General features: G+C 47.8%; 3 protein-coding genes and 2 pseudogenes. 1 reads left to right on the top strand and 4 read right to left on the bottom strand.

Going from position 1 to position 20,505, the window contains the following annotated elements:
• Positions 1–129 precede the first annotated feature (129 nt).
• From BLS49_RS23195 to BLS49_RS23210, 4 genes and pseudogenes are all read right to left on the bottom strand, one after another.
• A pseudogene (locus BLS49_RS23195) lies at positions 130–378 on the bottom strand (IS4 family transposase); the annotation flags it as partial.
• 293 nt (positions 379–671) lie between these two features.
• Positions 672–1,556, bottom strand: coding sequence for a glycosyltransferase family 17 protein (locus BLS49_RS23200; RefSeq protein ID WP_091236273.1), 885 nt, complete (start codon positions 1,554–1,556; stop codon positions 672–674).
• A complete protein-coding gene (locus tag BLS49_RS23205; RefSeq protein ID WP_091236275.1) occupies positions 1,553–10,063 on the bottom strand; it encodes a non-ribosomal peptide synthetase in 8,511 nt (2,836 codons plus the stop codon). Before BLS49_RS23205 ends, BLS49_RS23200 begins: the two co-directional genes overlap by 4 nt.
• Positions 10,064–10,128: 65 nt before the next feature.
• Positions 10,129–19,482, bottom strand: a complete 9,354-nt coding sequence (locus tag BLS49_RS23210) for a non-ribosomal peptide synthetase (RefSeq protein WP_091236277.1) — start codon at positions 19,480–19,482, stop codon at positions 10,129–10,131.
• Positions 19,483–20,019: 537 nt separating this feature from the next.
• On the opposite strand from BLS49_RS23210, the pseudogene BLS49_RS23215 reads away from it, so the two are divergent.
• Positions 20,020–20,349: pseudogene (locus BLS49_RS23215) on the top strand (alpha/beta fold hydrolase); the annotation flags it as partial.
• Positions 20,350–20,505 lie beyond the last annotated feature (156 nt).

Here is a 20,505-nt window from a genome sequence, read left to right on the forward strand (position 1 = left end):
AATATTTAAAAGATGCCATTGTAAATAACAAAAACCAGGTGTACACATATCATTACAATGATCAAGAAATAGAAAAATACTTCATGCCTCTTACAATATATACACCTACATTATACCATTAGTATGGACACTGTGATTGAGAAACCGATAGACGGCATCTTTGCCAGGCAAGGCTTCACCTTTGGCACTTTCGAGTAAGCGAAACCAGTTCTTCTGGTGAAAGAGCAGAACAAAGACGAGCATGAACAGGTAGGAGCAGGTATAGCTGAAAGCCCTTTGGAAGCCTGATTTCCTCAGGTGCTTCAGTACACCTAGCTCTTGAAAGGCAGGTCTCATTTCAGGTGGGAGTTGATCTAAGGATGATTTTTGCTTTATCATAGGGAGGACACCTCTTCTGTGGTTTAGTGGATCTCGACAATCTCACTTTACCAGACGAAGCGGTGTTTTTCTATTTAAGCATAAAATCGAGGTCTCGATGAGTCTTTAATTCCCAAAAAAACCATGTGATCCGATCCATCAGGTTCGATCGTTTCTCATGTACGCACCGACTGGTTTATCCGGCTGCACTCCTTCCGCTCGAAGGATTCACGCCAGCGCCGGTTTGCACGTTCATTCAGCTCGTCATACGTCAACTGCTGTTCCTCGAAAACGACTGCGAGAAATGCTCCTTTCTATCTCCAGTATATAAGATCCGCCGTTTGGATGTCTTGCAGAGCGGGTAAAAATGATTTTTCGTTATCCACGTACAGCTCGGTATCAAGATAGTACAGCTTTTTATCATCCAAACACTGCTTGATGTAATCTTCGTTCACGATACTTTTGTCTTTGACATTGGCTGCAAACGCTTGGAGCTTGGGAAGTGCGGTTTGGCGATAGTCCAGCCACGAATGATGAAACCCAGCCGGTTCTTCCAGGCAGTAGATGTCTTGATAGAGCCCTTCGGCAATCCCCTTCTTCCTTAGATAATCCCCTGAGAAAGGCATGCTTCTGAAAAATCGTCCGGTCATCGCAAAGACGCGATAGCTCCAATGAGGAGCACCGTGATTGGAACGGCAGAATAGATTCAGAAAAAAGACGGAATAATGCATTTTGACGGTAATGACTTGACGTCTTTTCACCTCCGAGACAATCCGGTCAGCCATCCGGCTATCGATGATCTCGTCAAAATCGGCCAAAATGATCACATCGTCATCCTCGACCCTCTCCCGTAAGATGTCAGAACATCGGCTTCTCTGATACGATTCGTTGTGAAATGCGATGTTGTAGCTCAGCAAGCGCCAATACCAGCGATCAAAGTTCGCCGCATGGCAAGTTTCCGGGTTAAAATATAATTGGTGCCGCTCCGGCTTGCGAAACACGTTGTCAGCATGAAGTGGATGGTAAATTACCTTCGGACCAAGATATGCCGGATCGAAGTTCCGGAGCTTATCCGCATAGCTGAATGTTTTGTTGGCCTCGATCACGTGAAGTTCGTCGATCCATCGGGCATCTTCTTTCAGTTTGATCTCCGCGACCCGGTTTTCGTTGAAAAACGGGCAAAATTCAAAAATTTTCATGATCTGAAGCTCCCTTCTCTTATCCTGGTGAACGAGTTAACATCGATGCATTGGTGCAAATGTTTTGCAAACCGGTTCACAAGCTCAGTCATTGTTTGTTCTTCATAGTGCAGCGTGCTGTAATAGCAGGTCAAGCTCAGCTTGTCTTGCTTCAAGCAAGCCGTCATGTTTAACCAATAAGCGGAATGGTTGTCCGGCGCACTTGTATTTCCGTACGGAAGGGTCAATGGCTCAAAGGAGTCGTCGGATTGCCAAGAAGTTTCCTCCGATTGATAATGGAACAGCATGCGGCTTTCATCGATAAGCGTCTCCGCCTCCAGATGAAGCTCCGGTACGATATGTCGCAAAGCAAAATAGTCCATTCCTTCATTAGGAATATCTTGCAGCATCCGCTTGATATGCTCCAGCAGCGCTTCAGTATCGACTGCAAGTTCCTGCTTCCCGATGCAGATTCGTACGGGATACGCCCCGGCAAAAAAACCGATCGTGCGGTCAATCGCGATACCCGGCAAAAAAGACTCGCGCTGGTAAGACATCAAATGCAGCAGCAGATCCGGTTTCTTTTTCAGGTCGAAGCAAGCCTGAAACAATGCCATTAACAGAACGCCGAGCGGTGTGGTTTTCCGCTGCGCTGCCAATGCTTTCAACAAGCCGACCTGAGCGGTGCCTTCCAACAAATCATGGGTGATCGTCGCCATATGACGGTGAACAGGCCATTCCTGTGCTTCCCAATCAACTTGCAAGGACTTGCCGCCTCCGACAACGCTTTTCCAATAGGCTTCCAACTCGCTCGGAATGCCTCCGAGTGCGTATTGTGTCAACGCCAGGCACCAATCACGGTAGCTGCTTCCCGCTTCCCTATCGAGCTCTCCATTAGCCCCCATGTAGAGAAGCTGTCGGAAATCTTCCAAAAAGATGTTCATCGACATCCCATCAAAAATCAGATGATGAAACAAAAGCAGCAACCCCTGTCTGCTTCCGCCGTCATAATGGTCAAACAACACGGCCTTCCACAAAGGACCGTCCCCGATATCGAATTCATGTTGAAGCCTCGAGCAGTACTCCGAGATAAACGTGTCATGGGACACTGTGGCCTCCTGCAGATCCACATACGTTAAAGCCAGGTCGATATCAATGTCCTGTTCATACTGGTACCATTCCCCGTGATCGAGCCGGGCAAAGGTCAGCTTCAACGCCGGATGCCGATCCACCAGAAACTGAAGGACGCGGTTCATCTCTTGCTTCGTGGTCCTCTGCTTGAGCAAAGCCAGATAAGGCACGTTGAACATGTTGCGGTTCTTCAAGTCGCGGTTGAAAAAACGTCTCTGCACCGCTGACAGCGGAAATCCGTTTTTCGGGTAGATGTGTTGTCCCAAGGTCGTTTCCGTATCTGGGCGGGCCGCCAAAGCCGCTCCGTTCAAGGAGCGGGCCAACCGTTCGATCGTTTGCTCCCGAAAGATTTGGTTGACCGTCACCGGGTAGCCGTTCTTTTGCAGCAGGCTGACGATGCGTAGCGCATGCAGCGAATGGCCTCCCAACGTGTGAAAATCTTCATCCTTGCGGATGTGATCGAGCTTCAGTACGGCGCGCCAGATCTGCTCCATCAGTTGCTCCAGCGCGGTTGAGGTACCGGGTTCGGACGCTTGGCTGGTACGCCACGCTTCAGGCAAAGGTAATTTTGCCCGGTCAATTTTCCCATTAATCGTTAACGGAAGCGACTCCAGCCGAACGTAACGGAAAGGAAGCATATACGAAGGCAGACTGTCGGCCATAAAGGCTTGAAGCTGTTCTTCCCGAATATCCTGTTCATCCATCTCTGATGTATAATAAGCGATCAGCCTTAGCTCCCCATGGAGCTCACGGGCGATGACGAGGCTATGCTTGACAGCGGGACAGCAGCCAAGACGGTGCTCGATCTCTCTCAGTTCGATCCGGAAGCCGCGAAGCTTCAGTTGGCCGTCGCTCCGACCCATGTATTCGATGTTACCGTCCGGAAGCCATCTCCCGAAATCTCCTGTCCGGTACAGTACCAAATTTCTTCCTTTTTCGCGATCTTCGGCAGAAGCGTAAGGATTCGGAATAAACGCCTGCCGCGTCAGCTCCTCCTGCTTCCAATAGCCGCGCGCGACGCCGTCTCCTCCCACGTAGATTTCTCCGACGGCTCCGATAGGCTGGACACGTCTCCTTTTGTCCAGAATATAGCAGGTCGTATTGCTGATCGGCTTACCGATGGGGATGTTGCGTTCAAAGGTTCGCTCGATCGGATAGCTCGTCGAAAAGGTGGTGTTCTCCGTCGGACCGTAGGCGTTGAGGATTGTAAGCGCGGGATACCTTTGCCTCAGACGATTGATAAACTTCGGCGATAACGCTTCGCCGCCTACAAACAGCCAACGGAGTCCAGCAAACATCGTTTCGTTCGCCTGTATCCATTGATTGCATAATGCGGCGCTGAGCCATAACGCGTTGATGTCCCATGCTTTCATTCTCTGCTCTAACAGATTGACGTTTATCAGATCGTCTTTGGAAACGACGAACAGGCAGCCCCCGTTCAGCAGTGTACCCCAGATTTCAAATGTGGAAGCGTCAAATACCGGTGAACCGGTATAAAGTAGCTTTATATCTTTAGAAAACTGGAAATAGTTAGTATTCTTTACCAGACGAACGATACTGCGGTGTTCGATCATAACCCCCTTTGGTTTACCTGTCGAACCGGACGTATACATCAGATATGCAAGATTGCAAGCGTCCGCAGGACGAGTCTCTTTTTCTTCCTGACCCACAAAGGTCATTGTGTCGATATCATCGGCGCAGATTAGCTTTAAGCTCACACCCATCCAAGTTTTCGCAAGGCTATCCGCTTCGCTGCGCGAGGTGATGATCGTATCCAGTTCGGCATCCCGGATTATGTCGTGTATGCGTTCCGCTGGAAAATCGGGATCAATCGGCACGTAGGCGCAGCCCGCCTTCAAAATACCTAGAATGGAAACGATAAATTCGATCGAGCGCGGAAGACAGATGCCGATGAGCTTCCCGCTCACCTGCGCATCCTCCGTGAGCAAGCTCGCCATATAACGTGACAATTTATCAAGCCGTTCGTAAGTCAAGACCCTGTCGTAAGCGATCACCGCCAGTTGGGAAGGCCGGAGTTGGACCTGTTCCCCGAACAGCTCGGGAATCGAGCTCTCCCTTGGGTATTCTGTGGACGTACAGTTCCAATCGTAGACAATTCGGTCATAATCGTCTGTAGTCATTAAAGTAATGTCTCCAACAGGGCTATCCGGATGCTCTACCGCATAATGGAAAGCATGACGTAGATGCTCCGTCAACCGACAAACCGTTTCTTGCTCCAGCCGGGCGACATCGTAAATGAGTTTGATGACGATCCGGTCTCCGTCGTTCGTGATGGTAATAGTGAGCGGGTAATTTGTTTTCTCTCGTTCCAATATCGCCGACATATTCAGTCCACTTGCTGGCTGACAATAGTCGTTTAAATAATTTTCGAAAGCAATGATGCTGTGGAACAACGTATGGCCTTGAGCGGAGCTCCAATCCTTCAATTCGTTCAGGCTGACGTAGCAGTAATCATTCAGCTTTTGAATCGTGTGATGAAGCTCCTTCACATAGCTGGCGACGGACTGCTCCGTATTCCAATGCATCACCAAAGGAAGCGTATTAATCAACAAGCCGGTGATACGGTCAGCATTGGCAAGATCGGACCCACGTCCGGATACGACCATGCCAAATACGGTTGTATCCGCATCATGAAGCACTTGCAGTACTTTTCCCCAAGCGAACTGCACCAAGGTATTGAGCGATATTTTAGTTTGCTGAACAAACGCTGTCATTCGCCCGGTAAAGCTTGAGTTCAATTCCAACGTCTCGGTCTGCTGCATGCGAATCGGATTGTGCGCATCAAATGGCAAACCGCTTTTCTCCATCGGCAGTGGGGTCGGTTCGGTAATGTCAGCCAAATGAGCCTTCCAAAAGTTTTCGGCTTCCGTCCGGTCCTTCGCCATCAGCCATCGAACATAAGGTTCCAAAGGTAACGATGGATTGCGGTAAGGCGTTATGCCCCGCAAGCTGCATTCATATAGATCATGTACCCGATTGAGCAGCAGCGGAAGACTCCATCCGTCCAGCAAAATATGGTGGTAGCTCCAAACTACTATCCATTCCTCCGGACCACTGCGAATCAACGCAAAGCGGTACGCGGGCCGTCGCAGATCGAAGCGGCGTTCGCGGTCCAGCGTCATCCACTGCTCGTAGTACTCTTGCTGTCGATCCGAAGGTAGTGAGGCGATATTCTCTACTATCCAATCCGGTTCCAATGTTTGGACGACACACTGTACAGGTTCGTCCAGCTCTTCCCAGATGAAGCCTGTCCTTAAACAATCGTTCTCGGCAACAACACGCTTCCACGCTTCCCGATAACGGGGAACATCGAGCCTGCCTTCGTATTTCCAGCTTGTCTGCACGAAATATTGGTCGGAAGATGGGTGATCCATAAAATGGAAATAAAGTCCTTTCTGCAGCGGACTAAGCGGCATGATTTTATCCAAACCGTATTGTGCATGGTATGTATTTACGATTCGGTCAAGTGAAAGCTGATCAAGCAAAACCAGTGGAAAATCACTCGGCGTAAACTCTTCGCTCTCTTTTCCGTCGCAGTGTTCAATAATGGAAAGCAGATATTTGATGAAGGATTCGATCAACCCGGAAATCGTCGCCTCCTCGTAATGACGTCTGCTGTATTTCATAAACATATACAACTGGCCATGAACGATGGAGCAGTTAAGCTCCAACAGACTTGTTCCGTGGTTCCGCTGCGAACTATAATCCTGTGCGGCATCGCTCGTGAAGCTTAACCATTCGTTCGCTTCCCCAGCTTCGGCTTGATCAAACTGACCCAAATAATTGAACAGCGCCTGCGGCTCGGTAGCAGTCAAGGTCGTTCGAACGGTCTCGTCCGGATGGCAGTACCGCAGCGTTCCGTACGAGATGCCCCGATCAGGGATGCGGCGCAGCTGCTCCTTGACGGATTTGATCGTTTCTCCCAAAGAAGAGTCAGCCGACAACCGGATACATACGGGAAACATCGATGTGAACCAGCCGATCGTTCGGGTCAAGTTCATATCGGATACTGAATGCTCCCGTCCATGACCCTCCAACCGGAACGCGACCGTCCCCTGTCCGGTCCAGGCGGACAGCATTAGCGACCAGGCGGTAAGCAGCAGATCGTTGATCTGCGTGTGGTAAGCGTGAGCGCATCGATGAAGAAGACGCTGCGTATCACTTGGCGTCAGCGTTGCAATTAGCTCCGCGGATTCAGCGCTACTTCTGTTATCCTCGCATCGGTCTACGGGTAACTGGAATGCGACGGAATCGGCCAGCACATCGGTCCAATCCCTGATATGGTCGCGTAGGTCCTCTTTTTGCGCATAGTCCGCGATCGCAGCCTGCCATTTTTTATACGGGCTTGGAACCGGAGGCAGCTCAGCACCGTGATACAACTGATACAGTTCTTGAAGCAAAATCCTCCAGGAAACTCCGTCGATGACCAGATGATGAACGGTAAGAAACAGACGAATTTTATCGTCAGGGTGGCCTTTGATCAACCCGGCACGAAGCAACGTTCCCGTCTCGTAGTTCAATTGACCATGCCACTTCACGCAGACGTCGGCAATTTCCAGATCGGGGTGTTCTGTTTCCCGAATGGTGTGAGAATCGAGCTGCACGACGGCATCCGTTCGGTAGCGCTGCACATACGTATCCCCCCGTTTTACGAATTGCACCGCCAGCTCCAGATGCAACCGAACCAGCTGGTTGATGGCATTCTCCAGCCTCGCAGGGTCGCAATGGTTGAGCAGCAGCATATGCGACTGATTGAAATAGTTCGGCTCTTCGAACTTCTGCTCGAAAAACCAGTGTTGAATCGGCGTTAGACCAAATTCGCCCGCCAAATCGAGTGTATGCTCCTTTTGCTTCTCACCAACCACCCAAGTGGCTACTGCAGCCAAATCCTTCACGGTCGGATGCTCCGCCACTTGTCTAGGCGTGATGACAATCCCGTGATCCCTGGCAGTAGATACCATCTGAATGGCGAGGATGGAATCCCCCCCAACGGCATAGAAATGATCATTGACCCCGATATTTTGCCGTTTAAGCAGGTGCCGCCAAATGTGAAGCAGCCGCGTTTCCATTTCATCTTCACCTGTTTCCGACGCCCTTTCGGTAAAGTGCTTCCACATCGTATTCGGATGAGGAAGAGCGGATCGGTCCACTTTGCCATTCGTATTCAAAGGAAACGATTCCAGACGGAAAAAGTAAGATGGAACCATGTAGGACGGTAACACGGAGATCAAGTGCTGCGCCAATTCAGCCTCTTCCAGCTCTTGGGGAGAAGTATAGTAAACCGCTAGCTTCTGATAATTTCCTTCGTGCCAAGCCCGGACCATGCATTGACGAATGCCCGGATACTGACGAAGCTGATACTCGATTTCCCCAAGTTCGATGCGGTAGCCTCTTATCTTGACCTGATCGTCACTGCGGCCTATAAATAATAATTCCCCGCCCGGCGTCCATTTGACGATATCCCCGGTTTTATATAACCGCTCGGTTTGCGGAGCATGCCCGTCGCCCATCACAAGCTCTTTGTTAACGAACCGTTCCTTGGTTAACTCTTCCCGGTTCAGATAGCCTCTAGCCAGCCCGACGCCGCCCACCCATAGTTCGCCGGAAACGCCGACTGGAACCGGCTGACCGAACGGATTCAGGACAAAGAGCCTTTTGTTATAAACAGGCCGCCCGATAGTCACTTTTTTACCAGGTCGGCAGGTCCCCACGGAACAAACAATGGTCACTTCCGTGGGACCGTAGGCGTTCAGGAATACCCGATCTTTTCCCCAATTCTTCACAATATCCGGCGTACAAGCCTCCCCAGCTGACACGATCGTATGCAAATCGGGCAAGTCACGATTTTTCATCGTTTTTAATACGGATGGAAGCAGCATAGCAATATGAATATTTTTTTGTTCAAGTACGTCCGAAATATCGGCATAAGGAGGCAATTCCTCTTCCGACAAAACTACGAGCGTTCCACCGACTGTCAATGTTCCAATCCATTCGTAAACCGATGCGTCAAAGCTGATGGAAGCGAATTGTAGCACTCGCGAGTCAGAAGTCATCCCAAACCTGTCGATAAGATAAGGAATCAAAGCAACAAGTCCGGTGTGTTCAATAAGCGCTCCCTTCGGGTTTCCGGTGGATCCGGACGTATAGATGACGTATGCCAGATCGTCGGGCTTGACCTCAACGTTCAAGTTGTCAACGAAATCGCAAGGCTGCGCAAGCCAGTCGTCGATGCAAATAACCGTCGGCTCCTTCATACCGGCTTGAGAAATCACCGACTTCAGCTTAACGGCCAATTGGCTCGTTGTCATGATGAGTTTGGCTTGAGCGTCTTGCAAAATAAACCGAATGCGTTCCTCCGGATATTGGGGATCGATCGGAAGGTAAGCTCCTCCCGTCTTCATCACTCCCAGCATGGCCGGGAGAACATCCGCGCTTCGATCCATCATTATAGGAATCAGTGTCCCTCGCGGTAGATCGCTCTGCTCGTTACTCAAATATGCATCCACAATGACGCGGGCGATTCGGTTAGCTCGGTGGTTTAATTCGGAATAGGTCAACTTCTGCTGACGAAATTCCAAGGCGACCGCCTCCGGCGTCTTGTTCGCCTGTTCCTCTACCAATTGATGAACAGTTTTATGCACACGATACGTCTTGTCCGTATCGTTCCATCGGATGAACTGATTCCCTTCCTTCCAAGTCAGGAAGGGGTGGAAAAGCACGGGCTTCTCCGGGTCTTTCAATGCGTTGGTCAGTAGTACCCCGAAATGTCCTGCAAGCCTGAAGATCTGTGTTTTGCTGAAGCGACAGCTATCGTATTGAACCGCACATTCAAGTTCGTTGCGCCTGTATCGATATAATAATGCGATCGTCGGGTGCTCCATTTCATGCAAAGAAACAGACGCCTTCATGCTGTCAAACGTTTTCATTTCCTTTGCCTTTACAATGCCGAAATTGAGAAATGTCCCGGGTTCTAGCGCCACATAACCTCCTTCGACTTGCTTCGTAAACGTTTCGTTCCATACACCGCCGCTTCTTTTATCTAATAACATCTCGACCTTATGAACTAAATCAACAAAGCTATCTTCTTTTTGTATGTCTATGAGAAGTGGATAGCACTGGCTGCGGTCGTCTCCGGCTTCATCGTGCATGATAGAATATAAAACGGGCACCTCGTATTGATCAGCGTAATGGGATAGTAAAACGGACCACATTGCCGTTAAACAAGAAGACATACAAAGATGGTGCCTTCGGGCGAATTCCATCATTGAACGTACTTGTCTATCATCTAAACGAATCATCTGAAAACCGTGATCACACGCAGGTCCGTCTTTTGCCTTATTATTTGAAAATAACTGTATTCTCTTTTCACGTCTCATTGTTATATCAGCCCCTCATTCTGCTAGAGTAATAGGAATAGGTCTATATTTCATATAAAACACTATTAAGGTCCCCCCTCTGCAGATGCTGCCTTGAGAAAAGCCATCCTAACTTCCTCAACGTCAATCTTGTAGCTACAGCGAAAAGAGAAAATGAACCCATCAGCGTAAGATGTTGCGATACAGTTAAACAGTGAATGGATCGGCAGCGGATTCGACTGCTTAACGACCGTATCGTCGTAGTTTTCCGACAAATTACCCTTGGCGCTATTGCCCAAATAATTAAACATGAACAGATCAAGATGCTCATACTGTTCCCCAAATTGGACGAACCTCTTGGTTCTGGACCAGTCGTAACGACAAGCAGCCTCGGTGAGCAGATGCATAAAATTAAGGTTTTTATCCTTCAAAAGATCCAGCCGAGCTCTGACGGAACGCATTGTTTTATCCTGACTCCACCCTGCATCGATGAAGAGTGGTACAAAATCAATAAATTCGCCTACTGTATTGTAGTATGACTCTTCTTCATATCTACGTCCGTCGTATAAGAACAGCAAGGGAAAATGATCCGTCTCCAAGTAGGCCTGCAGGCCCTTGGTATAAATGGAAAGCGCATGCCACAAGGAATGTTCTTTGGCCGGAATAGAAACGTTGAACAAGAAAGCTTCGCCACTCGTTCGATGCTCAAACCGGCTTAAAATATCCTGCTTGCTCCGGTGAAATGCCTCCAGTTCAAAGGCCGAAACCAATTCTTGTTCTGAGATGCCTTGCGGGCCGTTTTGAATTTGCTTGACATACTCAAGATAAGGCTTCACTTCGTCAGAAGGCGGAACTTGATTTAGCAGAAGACTCCTGTAGCAAGAAACCATCTGCCGCTCGATGACTTCTGTTGTCACACGGTCGCAAAGAGCATGATGTAAAAGTCCTATCACATAATGCTCGCGCAGGTTTCGTTTCAGCAGGAACATTTGATACAAGATGCCCTCCCCGTCGTACCGAGTATTGTGAACAAAATCCTGCAGCATGTCCATAAACGAACCGCAAGAATTATAGCCCGATACGTCGATCAGATAAAGCTTCGGTGGACGTGAGGAAGGAAAGGCGTATTCTTTCCAGCAACCCCATGGTTCTCCTTGGACGGAAATGCTTCTCAACAAACCTTGGCGCAGCACGAGTTGAGCGTAGGCCTTGTCCAGTAGCGTATAATCCACGTACTCATCCAGCTTGAAAAAAACGACGCTAGGTGGCGTTTGGAACTTGATTTGCATCTGTTGTATCGCCCCAAATGGATATTCCTGATTCACATCCGCCGTTTTAATCCACTGATCTGTTTGAAGATAATCATCGAGAAGCCGCACGCGAATGTTTGTTGCCTCATCCGGGCCTATTTCGTTTAAACCGAGATATCGGCAAAAAACTTCTTCATCAATGGTTTCGTTCGGATCCAATTCGATCCTTTGATGCAGATGCGCGATATAGTGTGGCAGCAAATTTTTGGCGACCTTCCCGTTCATCATCTGTACGAGGCTTTCGACGCGATTTTTTTCCACATCGTCGCTGTATAGAACGTTAATATTTTTCGTTTCATTGAAGATATCTTTAATTTGATAAGAGACCAGTTCATACTCGTCCTCCGTTCCCCGGTACAGCCAGGAAACGAGAGCTTCTTTCGTTTCGATGAGCCCTTCCTGCTCTTTGGCAGATTGAAGGTAAAGGGCCAGCGCTCGAATCGATTTATAGTGAAAAATATCTGTTAAAGTAACACTGCATCCTGCCTGTTCCATTTCCGACATTAACACCAGCGCTTTGAGAGAATGCCCGCCGAGGTCAAAGAAGCTGTCCAGGACACTGAGGCTTGAAACACCTAATACACCTTGCCAAATCCTAACCAGCTTGGCCTCTAGCTCCGTCGCGGGCATTGTTTGTTCTGCTCCGTTCTGCAAGCTTTCTTCCGGAAGCGGTAGCGCTTTGCGGTTCACCTTTCCGTTCGGCGTCAACGGAATCCGTTCCAGTAGCATCAGTCGCGATGGCACCATGTGAGCCGGAAGGACGTTGTGCAGGTACGATTGCAGTGCAGAGAGATCGAAGGTTTCTTCTGTTACGGCATAGCCACACAAATATTTTTGTCCCCGATCATCTGTCAAATCAGTAACCACGACTTGACGTACGCCAGAGAAGCGCAGCATGGCCGATTCAATTTCTCCTAATTCGATGCGGTACCCGCGAATTTTCACTTGATGGTCGATCCTGCCGATGAAGTCCACATTACCATCTGCCTTCCAACGCGCAATGTCACCCGTTCGGTACAACTTTTCACCAGGTTTATACGGATTGGCGATGAATTTTTCAGAAGTAAGTTCCGGCCGGTTCAAATAACCGCGAGCGACGCCTGGTCCACCGATGCACAACTCGCCGTCTACACCGATAGGCACCGGATTCAGGTTCGTATCCAAAATATAAAGGCGGGCGCTCGAGATTGGTTTACCAATCGGTACGTTGCCGGCAACCGGCAGTTTCGTAAGCTGCTCCTCATAGAAGCTGGATTCGATAGAGGCTTCCGTAACACCATAGCCGTTAATGATACGGACTTGCGAACCAAAGCGCTCCTGCAGCTTCCGGTAATCTAGCAGGCTGCAGCTGTCCGAGCCCGTAATCAACAGGCGCAAGGAAGAAATATCCAATCCACGATTGGCAATATACTCCATGAACGGAACAATTAGTGCAGGTGTCGATTCAACAACCGTGATCTGATAATCGCGAAAATAGCCATATAAGCGTAGCGGATCGATCCGGTCTTCCTTTGGACAAATGATCATGGAGCCGCCGTTCAGAAACGTCCGGACCATATCGAGGGTAAAAACATCGAACGAAAAGCTGGCGAGTTGCAAGAGACGGACGGGAAACTCAGTAAACTGATAATCCTTGCGATTAGCGACCGCTGTGCTCACCAAGCTACGGTGTTCGATCATAACCCCTTTCGGACGCCCCGTCGTTCCCGAGGTGTAAATGACATAGGCCAAATCCTGGGGTTCATTAACAAAAGGCTGATCAAACGAATCTCCCTGATAAATCGATGCATCGTCAATACAAAGTATTGCACGAGACGTTTGTTCCTCCGCTTGCTGCTCGGACTGCACCAAATGTAGCAAATGTGATTGCGTCAGAAGCACAGCTACTGCGCTGTCTTCCAGCATGAAATGAATGCGGTCGGCAGGATAGTCCGGATCGAGCGGGACATAAGCTCCGCCGGCTTTCCAGATGGCCAGACAAGCTACGATCAGCTCCACACACCGATCTGCCAGAATGCCCACGGCCGATTCCCGACCAACGCCGAAACTACGTAATTTTACAGCCAAACGATTAGCCTGCTCGTTCAAATCGCTATAAGTCAGCTTTTGGTCCGCACAGATTACTGCAATGTGCCCTGGAGTACGCTGTGCCTGCTCTTCCACATAGACATAGAATGGCTTCTCTAGTAATTGCTCCAGGCCTTCGGCTCCTTTACCGCTGAACTCTTCTAGCAAAATGCGTTTCTCCTGAGCGTTCACAAGGCTCAATTCGCTGACCGGAACACTTGCATTTTCCGTAATTTGCTCCAACAGATGAATCAAATGCCCATGAATGCGTTCGATGCTTGCTTCATCATATGCCAAAGCATTGTAATCATAATCAATGCGGATATCGTCGCCAGGAATGACAGACAGGTTGAAATCGTAATTTGTTTGCTCGTTCATGGAGACGTTCGATATCGTAAAGCGGTTTTCTCCGTCGCTGCCTGACTGTTCCATGCTCAGCTCAACCGGATAGTTCTCGAACACCATGATATGATGGATCAAATCTTGTCCCTGTTCTGTTAAAGCTTGAATATCATAAAGCGGGAACGTTTCGTATGCACGCGAATCAAGCATCTGTTGGTGATTCCATTTCAGCAGATCGGCGAATACCGTCTCCGCTTCGCAGCGTATACGTACCGGAATCGTATTAATAAACAGTCCGATCATCGTTTCAATGCCCAGAATATCCGCCGATCTTCCCGACACGACGCTGCCGAAGATAACATCCTGTCTGTTGCTATATTTCTGAAGGATGACGCCCCATACGGTCTGCAGCAAAGTATTTATCGTCACTTGCTGCTGTCTGGCCGCCAAGTTCATCCGTTCGGTAAGCTCCTTGCCAAACATGAAAGTCCTTTTGACCGATTGATACCCTTCTGCGCTCTTGACTAAATCAGTTTTTGGCAGTACTGTTTGCGAGTCGTACCCTTCCAGATATCCGCTCCAGTATTCAGCTCCTTCCGAACGATTCTGCGACTCCAGCCATTCAATATAACGGCTGTATGGCGCAAGCTCGAGGAGCTCAGGATGGCGCTGTTCCAATATGGAGAAGTAAGTATCGAACACTTCTTTCACCATTAATGAAATGCACCAGCCATCCATAATGATATGATGAAAGTTCCATAGTACGTGATACGCTTCGTCCCCAGTGCGCAGCACCCTTACGCGCATGAGCGTGTCCTTCGTCAGGTCGAAGCACTGGCGTTTATCCAGATCGGCGGCAGCGATCTTCAGCGCTTGGCGCTGTTCATACTCATATCCGCGTAGATCCTCGATGAGGACCTCGACTTTTTTGGAACGGAATACGACCTGCAAAGGCTGATCTTTCCATCCGTTATTAAAATTCGTACGCAGAATCGGATGGCGTTGTATGAACGCATTTAAGCTTTGCTCGAAGATATCGTTGCGGAAAGAGCCGATCAGATCGAAGGAAGCTTGTTGAAAGTAGGCTCCCGATTGCGGATTCATGAGCGAATAGAAGAACATTCCCTTTTGCATCGGGGAGAGCGGATAAATATCTTCAACTTCACCAATTGGATGATTCGCCTCCATGAAGTTGTCCAACTCTTCGATCGTAATCCCTTTAAGCGTCACGTCGCTAGGCGTAAGCTCAGTGCTCTCTTGTAATACGCAATGCGCAATGATTTCGCAAAGTCTTTCCTTGAAGCATTCGGCCAAACGTGCCATTGATGCGTGATGATACTGTTTCACACTGTAGCTGATTGTAAATGTCAATACGTTATTCGAAATCATTCCGTTTAAATCCAGAACAACATGTCTGCGTGCTTGACCACTGACGAATGATCCTGCGGAATAAGGAGATAACTGTAGGTCGCTGCTCGCAAGTTCCTGATCAATCTGCCCCAAATAATTAAATCCGATCTCCGGTTGAAGACCGAAAGAGAGTTCGCTGGCCCCCGCCAAGTACCGCAGTATGCCGTAACCAATCCCTTTTCGGGGAATTTGACGCAGCTCTTCCTTTACATTTTTGATCCGCTTCGCGATGCTTTGATTCGCTGTCATCTCTAACACAACAGGAAATTGGCTCGTGAACCAGCCTACAGTTCGTGATATATCCAGTTCCGGGATGATCTGCTCCCTACCGTGTCCCTCCAGGTTAATAGCAATCCGTTCACCCCCCGACCAGTCGAGCACCGCTGAGGCCAGCGCTGTCAGCAGCAAGTCGTTGACATCGGCACGGTAGGCACGATGAGTCAGTTTCAATAACTGATCTGTTTCCTGTTCGGTCCACTGTACAGTCACAATGGCGCTGTCATTAACGAAATTGTCTTCCTGCTCCCCATCTTTCGGAATCGCCGGAAAACCCGATTGAAGTTTATTATTCCAATATGCGATTTCAGCTTCAATGTCCGTACTACTCGCATAGCTAACCAATTGTTCGCTCCATAATTGATACGAATCCGATTTCAGCGGAAGGCGAGGTTCTTCTCCTTTGGACGCATATGCGTAGCTGTTCGCCAAATCTTCGATCAATATGCGCCAAGAGACGCCATCTACAGCTAAATGATGAATAACAATGAGCAGATGGTCCCCGTCTGTACAGTGGAACAGCCCCAATTTCATCAGCGGTCCTTCGCTCAAATTGATGCTGCTTTGCAATTCATTTGCTTTTGCCTCCATCTGTGAAACGCTATCCACTGCGTCTCGAAGATCTATGACGTCGAGACTGAACAACGCCCCGTCATTCACGCCACGGTCCCAACCTTCAAAAAATCCGGAGGCGGCTTGTCGGAAAACCAAACGCAGCGCGTCATGATGCTCTGCAATCTTCTGCGCCACTGTACGCAATATAGCCTCATCAAAACCTTGATTGCTAGTCAGCATTAACGCTTGATTGAAGTGGTGCGATTCACTCGGCTGCTGCTCGAAGAGCCAGCGCTGGATCGGAGTCAACCGAACCGCTCCCACGATCTCGCCTTGATCAGCCGTCCAGCGAATAGACTGAACTTTGTGGCTTAACTCGGAAATGGTCGGATACTGGAAAAAGTCCCTCGTCTCCAGCTTGTATCCTTCCTGAAATAATCTGGAGACGGCTTGAATCGATTTAATCGAATCACCTCCGAGTTCAAAGAAGTTATCGTAAATACCGACAGATTCCACACCAAGCACCTTTTGCAATATATTAGCCAACAATTGCTCGATCTCTGTGCGAGGTGCCACATATTCGTTGCCTGATTGCGTGTTTACATGCGGAGACGGCAGCGCTTTGCGGTCGATCTTCCCATTGGGTGTAAGCGGCATTTGCTCCAGTTGTACGAAGTAAGATGGGATCATATAAGCAGGAAGCACCTGCGCGAGATGAGCCCGTATCTCACCTGATGGCACATTTTTGCCTGCAACGAAATAAGCTGCCAGCTGTTTCTGACCCTGTTCATCGTCAAATGCGATCACGATCGTCTCCTGCATGGAGTTCCCCTTCATCATCTGCGCTTCAATTTCACCCAATTCAATCCGGTATCCGCGAATTTTGATCTGATGATCGATTCGTCCCAAATATTCGATATTACCATCAGGCAGCCATTTCGCCAAATCACCGGTTTTATACATCCGTTCGCCCGGAACAAATGGATTCTGCACGAATTTCTCCGTCGTCAAATCAGGATGGTTCAGATATCCTCTTGCGAGTCCGACTCCTCCAAGGCATAATTCTCCCGTTACACCGATGGGCAACAGTCCGTTACTCTCATCGACGATATATACGTAATGATTGCAAATCGGACGCCCGATCGAAACTGAATTAGCGCTGGCGCAATCCTCTTTTTGGGACCATACAGTGGAACAAATCGAATCTTCAGTAGGGCCATATGCGTTGAAGTATTGTACATGATTTTGCCATGCTTGGACAAGCTTTGCTGATGGAGCGGAACCAGCTGTGATTAACTTTTTCAAGCTCGGCAATTGCATCGGCTCCAAATAAACCAAATAGGTTGGCGGTAAAAGCGCAACTGTGATCTTGTTATCCGTCATAAAGCGCGTAAATAAACTGTAGTTCATGATTACAGACGAGGACGGAATGTATAAAGTGGCTCCAAAAAATAAAGCCATGTAAGTTTCCCAGATGGAAGCATCAAATGATAAGCTGGCAAATTGGACGATACGATCATGCACGTTGATAGCCATCTCTTGCTCAAAGTAGGTCCTCAGATTGCCAATCCCTTGATGTTCGACCATAACCCCCTTCGGCTTCCCTGTCGTTCCGGATGTATAGATTACATAGGCCAAATTGTTGGCCTTCGCAATGTGTTCCAAATTCGATCCGTCTTCATGGTAGATGGTAGCATCGTCCAGCGAGAGGATACTCCCACCATAAGCCGTTTGATTGAGCAAATGTTCCTTAATCAGCAGAAGCTTGGCTCCAGAATCCTCCAACATAAATCGGATCCGTTCTTCCGGATATTCGGGATCGATCGGAATGTAAGCGCCGCCGGCTTTTAAAATCCCTAGAATACCAACAATCATGTCCAGAGAACGATCCGCCATAAGTCCGACTAATTGGTCGGGTCCTACGCCTTCGACACGCAGCGTTCTGGCTAACCGGTTCGCTTGGTCGTTCAATTCCTGATAAGTCAACCGCTCTTCCTCATAGACAACAGCCCATCGATCCGGTGTCCGCTCCACTTGTTCTTCGAACCATTGATGAATCGTCTTTTCTCTTGAAAAAGGTACATGTGCCCGGTTGAACAAATGTAGCACTGTTTCCGCCTCATCTTTGCCGATCAAAGTCAGCTGTCTGATTTGGTTCTCCGGCTGCTGCGTGATTTGCTCTACCACGTTCAAATACTGTTTGAAGATATGAGAGATTTCGCCCTCGTCAAACAATTGAGTTCTATAGTCGATATGTAAAAGAAACTTCTGATCATCCAGCATCTCAACGATATGCACATCAAAATCGTTCCCAGTATGTCCTGCGAACGGTGCCTCTGCTTGGTAGTTAATTTCTTCAATATCCAGCAAACTTATTGTCTGGTATTGAACCGTTATGCCAAAAAGCCGCTGAATATCTTGATAATTATAAATGTCTTTCAATTCCTGAATAAGCTTGTTATAAGGATAACGCTGATGACGGAGAATAGATGCTTGCTCCTTGCTTAAGGTCTTCATGAATGCGAGAAGCTCTGTTGCTGGATCGACCAATGCGCGTGTTGCAACCGTACTGACGTACATGCCGAATGTTTCTTTTTCCTTCTTTGTCGTGCGGTTAGCATACGCAGTCCCAATTGCGATGTCATGAAGATGGGTTACTTTATGCATATAGATATAAAAAGCTCCAAGGAAGAACGTAAACAAGCTCACATTATACGTTGCGCAAAATTCTTTGACACTTTGATACATATGATCTGGGATCTTGACCGAGGCCCTCGCGGCTTCCGTACTCATAGCAACAGGATTGTATAGCTTTAACCCGAGTACTTCCGGTAACGCACGAAATTTGTCAAACCAATAAGCTTTATCCTTTTCATACCTCTCCGATGCTTCGTAATCCTGTTCGGTTCTCAGGTAATCCAGATAAGATGGCCGGCTGTCCTCACTATGGTCAACACCTTTTAAATACTCTAAATAGATCTTCATGATCTGATTGACAGCAATATTCATGGATACACCATCGGTAACGATATGATGTACTTTGATATTAAACCAATGCTCTTGCTCGCTGATTTTAATAATAACGAATTCGAACAAATCCGAATCCATCATCGCTATCGGTTGCTTGATATGCCGGGTCACCCATTCCATTGCGGATTGTTCACTATTCTCTTCGTTCGAGTGATCGAACCAAGGGAACTCCTTTGGAGAGTGCGGTTCTACATATTGCTGCAGAGTATCGTTTATCGATGTAATCCGAATGCGAAATGCTTCATTTTGCCGGATAACTTCATTGATAGAATAAACAAGTGCGTTCACTTCAAATCGGCCACGTATTCGGATCGTCCCGGAAATGGTCGAGATACTCGTGCCGGGATTCATGATATCCATGTACCAGATCCGTTGCTGTGGCTGCGTTAATGGGGATAATTGCAGCGAGTTATTGCCGATGCGTTTATTGCTTGTTAACCCACGACTCATAATACGTATGCACACTCCCGTCTAATTTTACTATTGCATCAACATCAACCAATACATTCTCTATTTATGAACAATCCAAATAGTAAATCTTGATACTCGTATCCTTTATGTGATAGTGCGCTAGTCCTAGTTCCTTATTTTCACCCCACATTCTATACTAAAGATCTCAACAACTATCTAAGTCCGGGTACTTAGTTAAAATATTAAATAAAGCTCCAAAATAAATATCCTGGAGCAGAATATAACTGTTATTCTGAAAAATTCGAAATGCGGTTTTTGATTCTAAGTCAATGATTAAAGTGTTTAATAATCCCTAGCAAGCTACAAATCTCTAGAATGGATTGAACATTCAGCGTGAGTTTAAATCAAGCATTCCTGTACATATTATTGGTTAGAAACTACATCAATTTATGTAATTTTTACAAACATTATATTATATTATAAATTTACTAGAATTAATATTGATTGTCAAATAATAGGAATAGATACCCATTGCCGACTGGAAGCCCCAACGTATTTGTAGTGCTTCATTTGCGGTTTGTCAATGTAATTGCCAAGGATAGCTTTTTTGAGGCAAAAGAAGAAGAAGCTGAATTAGCTGGAACAACGGAAGACGCTATTCGCGGTCAACATTTGGGGTCCTTACCTGTTCGGATCATTGCCCGAGGGCTGATGCAGGATTATACCAAAGCCGGTATTTCGGTGGAAGGTGGACATATGCTGGAGTCCATCTGGCAGACTGGCCAGCGAAAGATGCTGGAGATTTCCACGGACAGCCAGCTTATTGTTGCTGAAAAAAGCGGCCATATGATAATTCACGATCAGCCTGAATTGGTAGTGGAAACTATACGCAATTTATTGAAGTGAATTTTATAGCACCAATCAACTCTTCCTTCTGTCCTCCTCTCTAGTTCGCAAAAAAAGAGTGTAGATTATACATCATTTGTTAGGTAAAATTATCTCTATGAATATTTAGACATAGTTGTTACTGCAGAAGGGGAATTTTTAATATGATTGGGTTTA

The sequence above is a fragment of the Fontibacillus panacisegetis genome (genome assembly GCF_900102215.1).
Classification (GTDB): Bacteria; Bacillota; Bacilli; order Paenibacillales; family Paenibacillaceae; genus Fontibacillus; species Fontibacillus panacisegetis.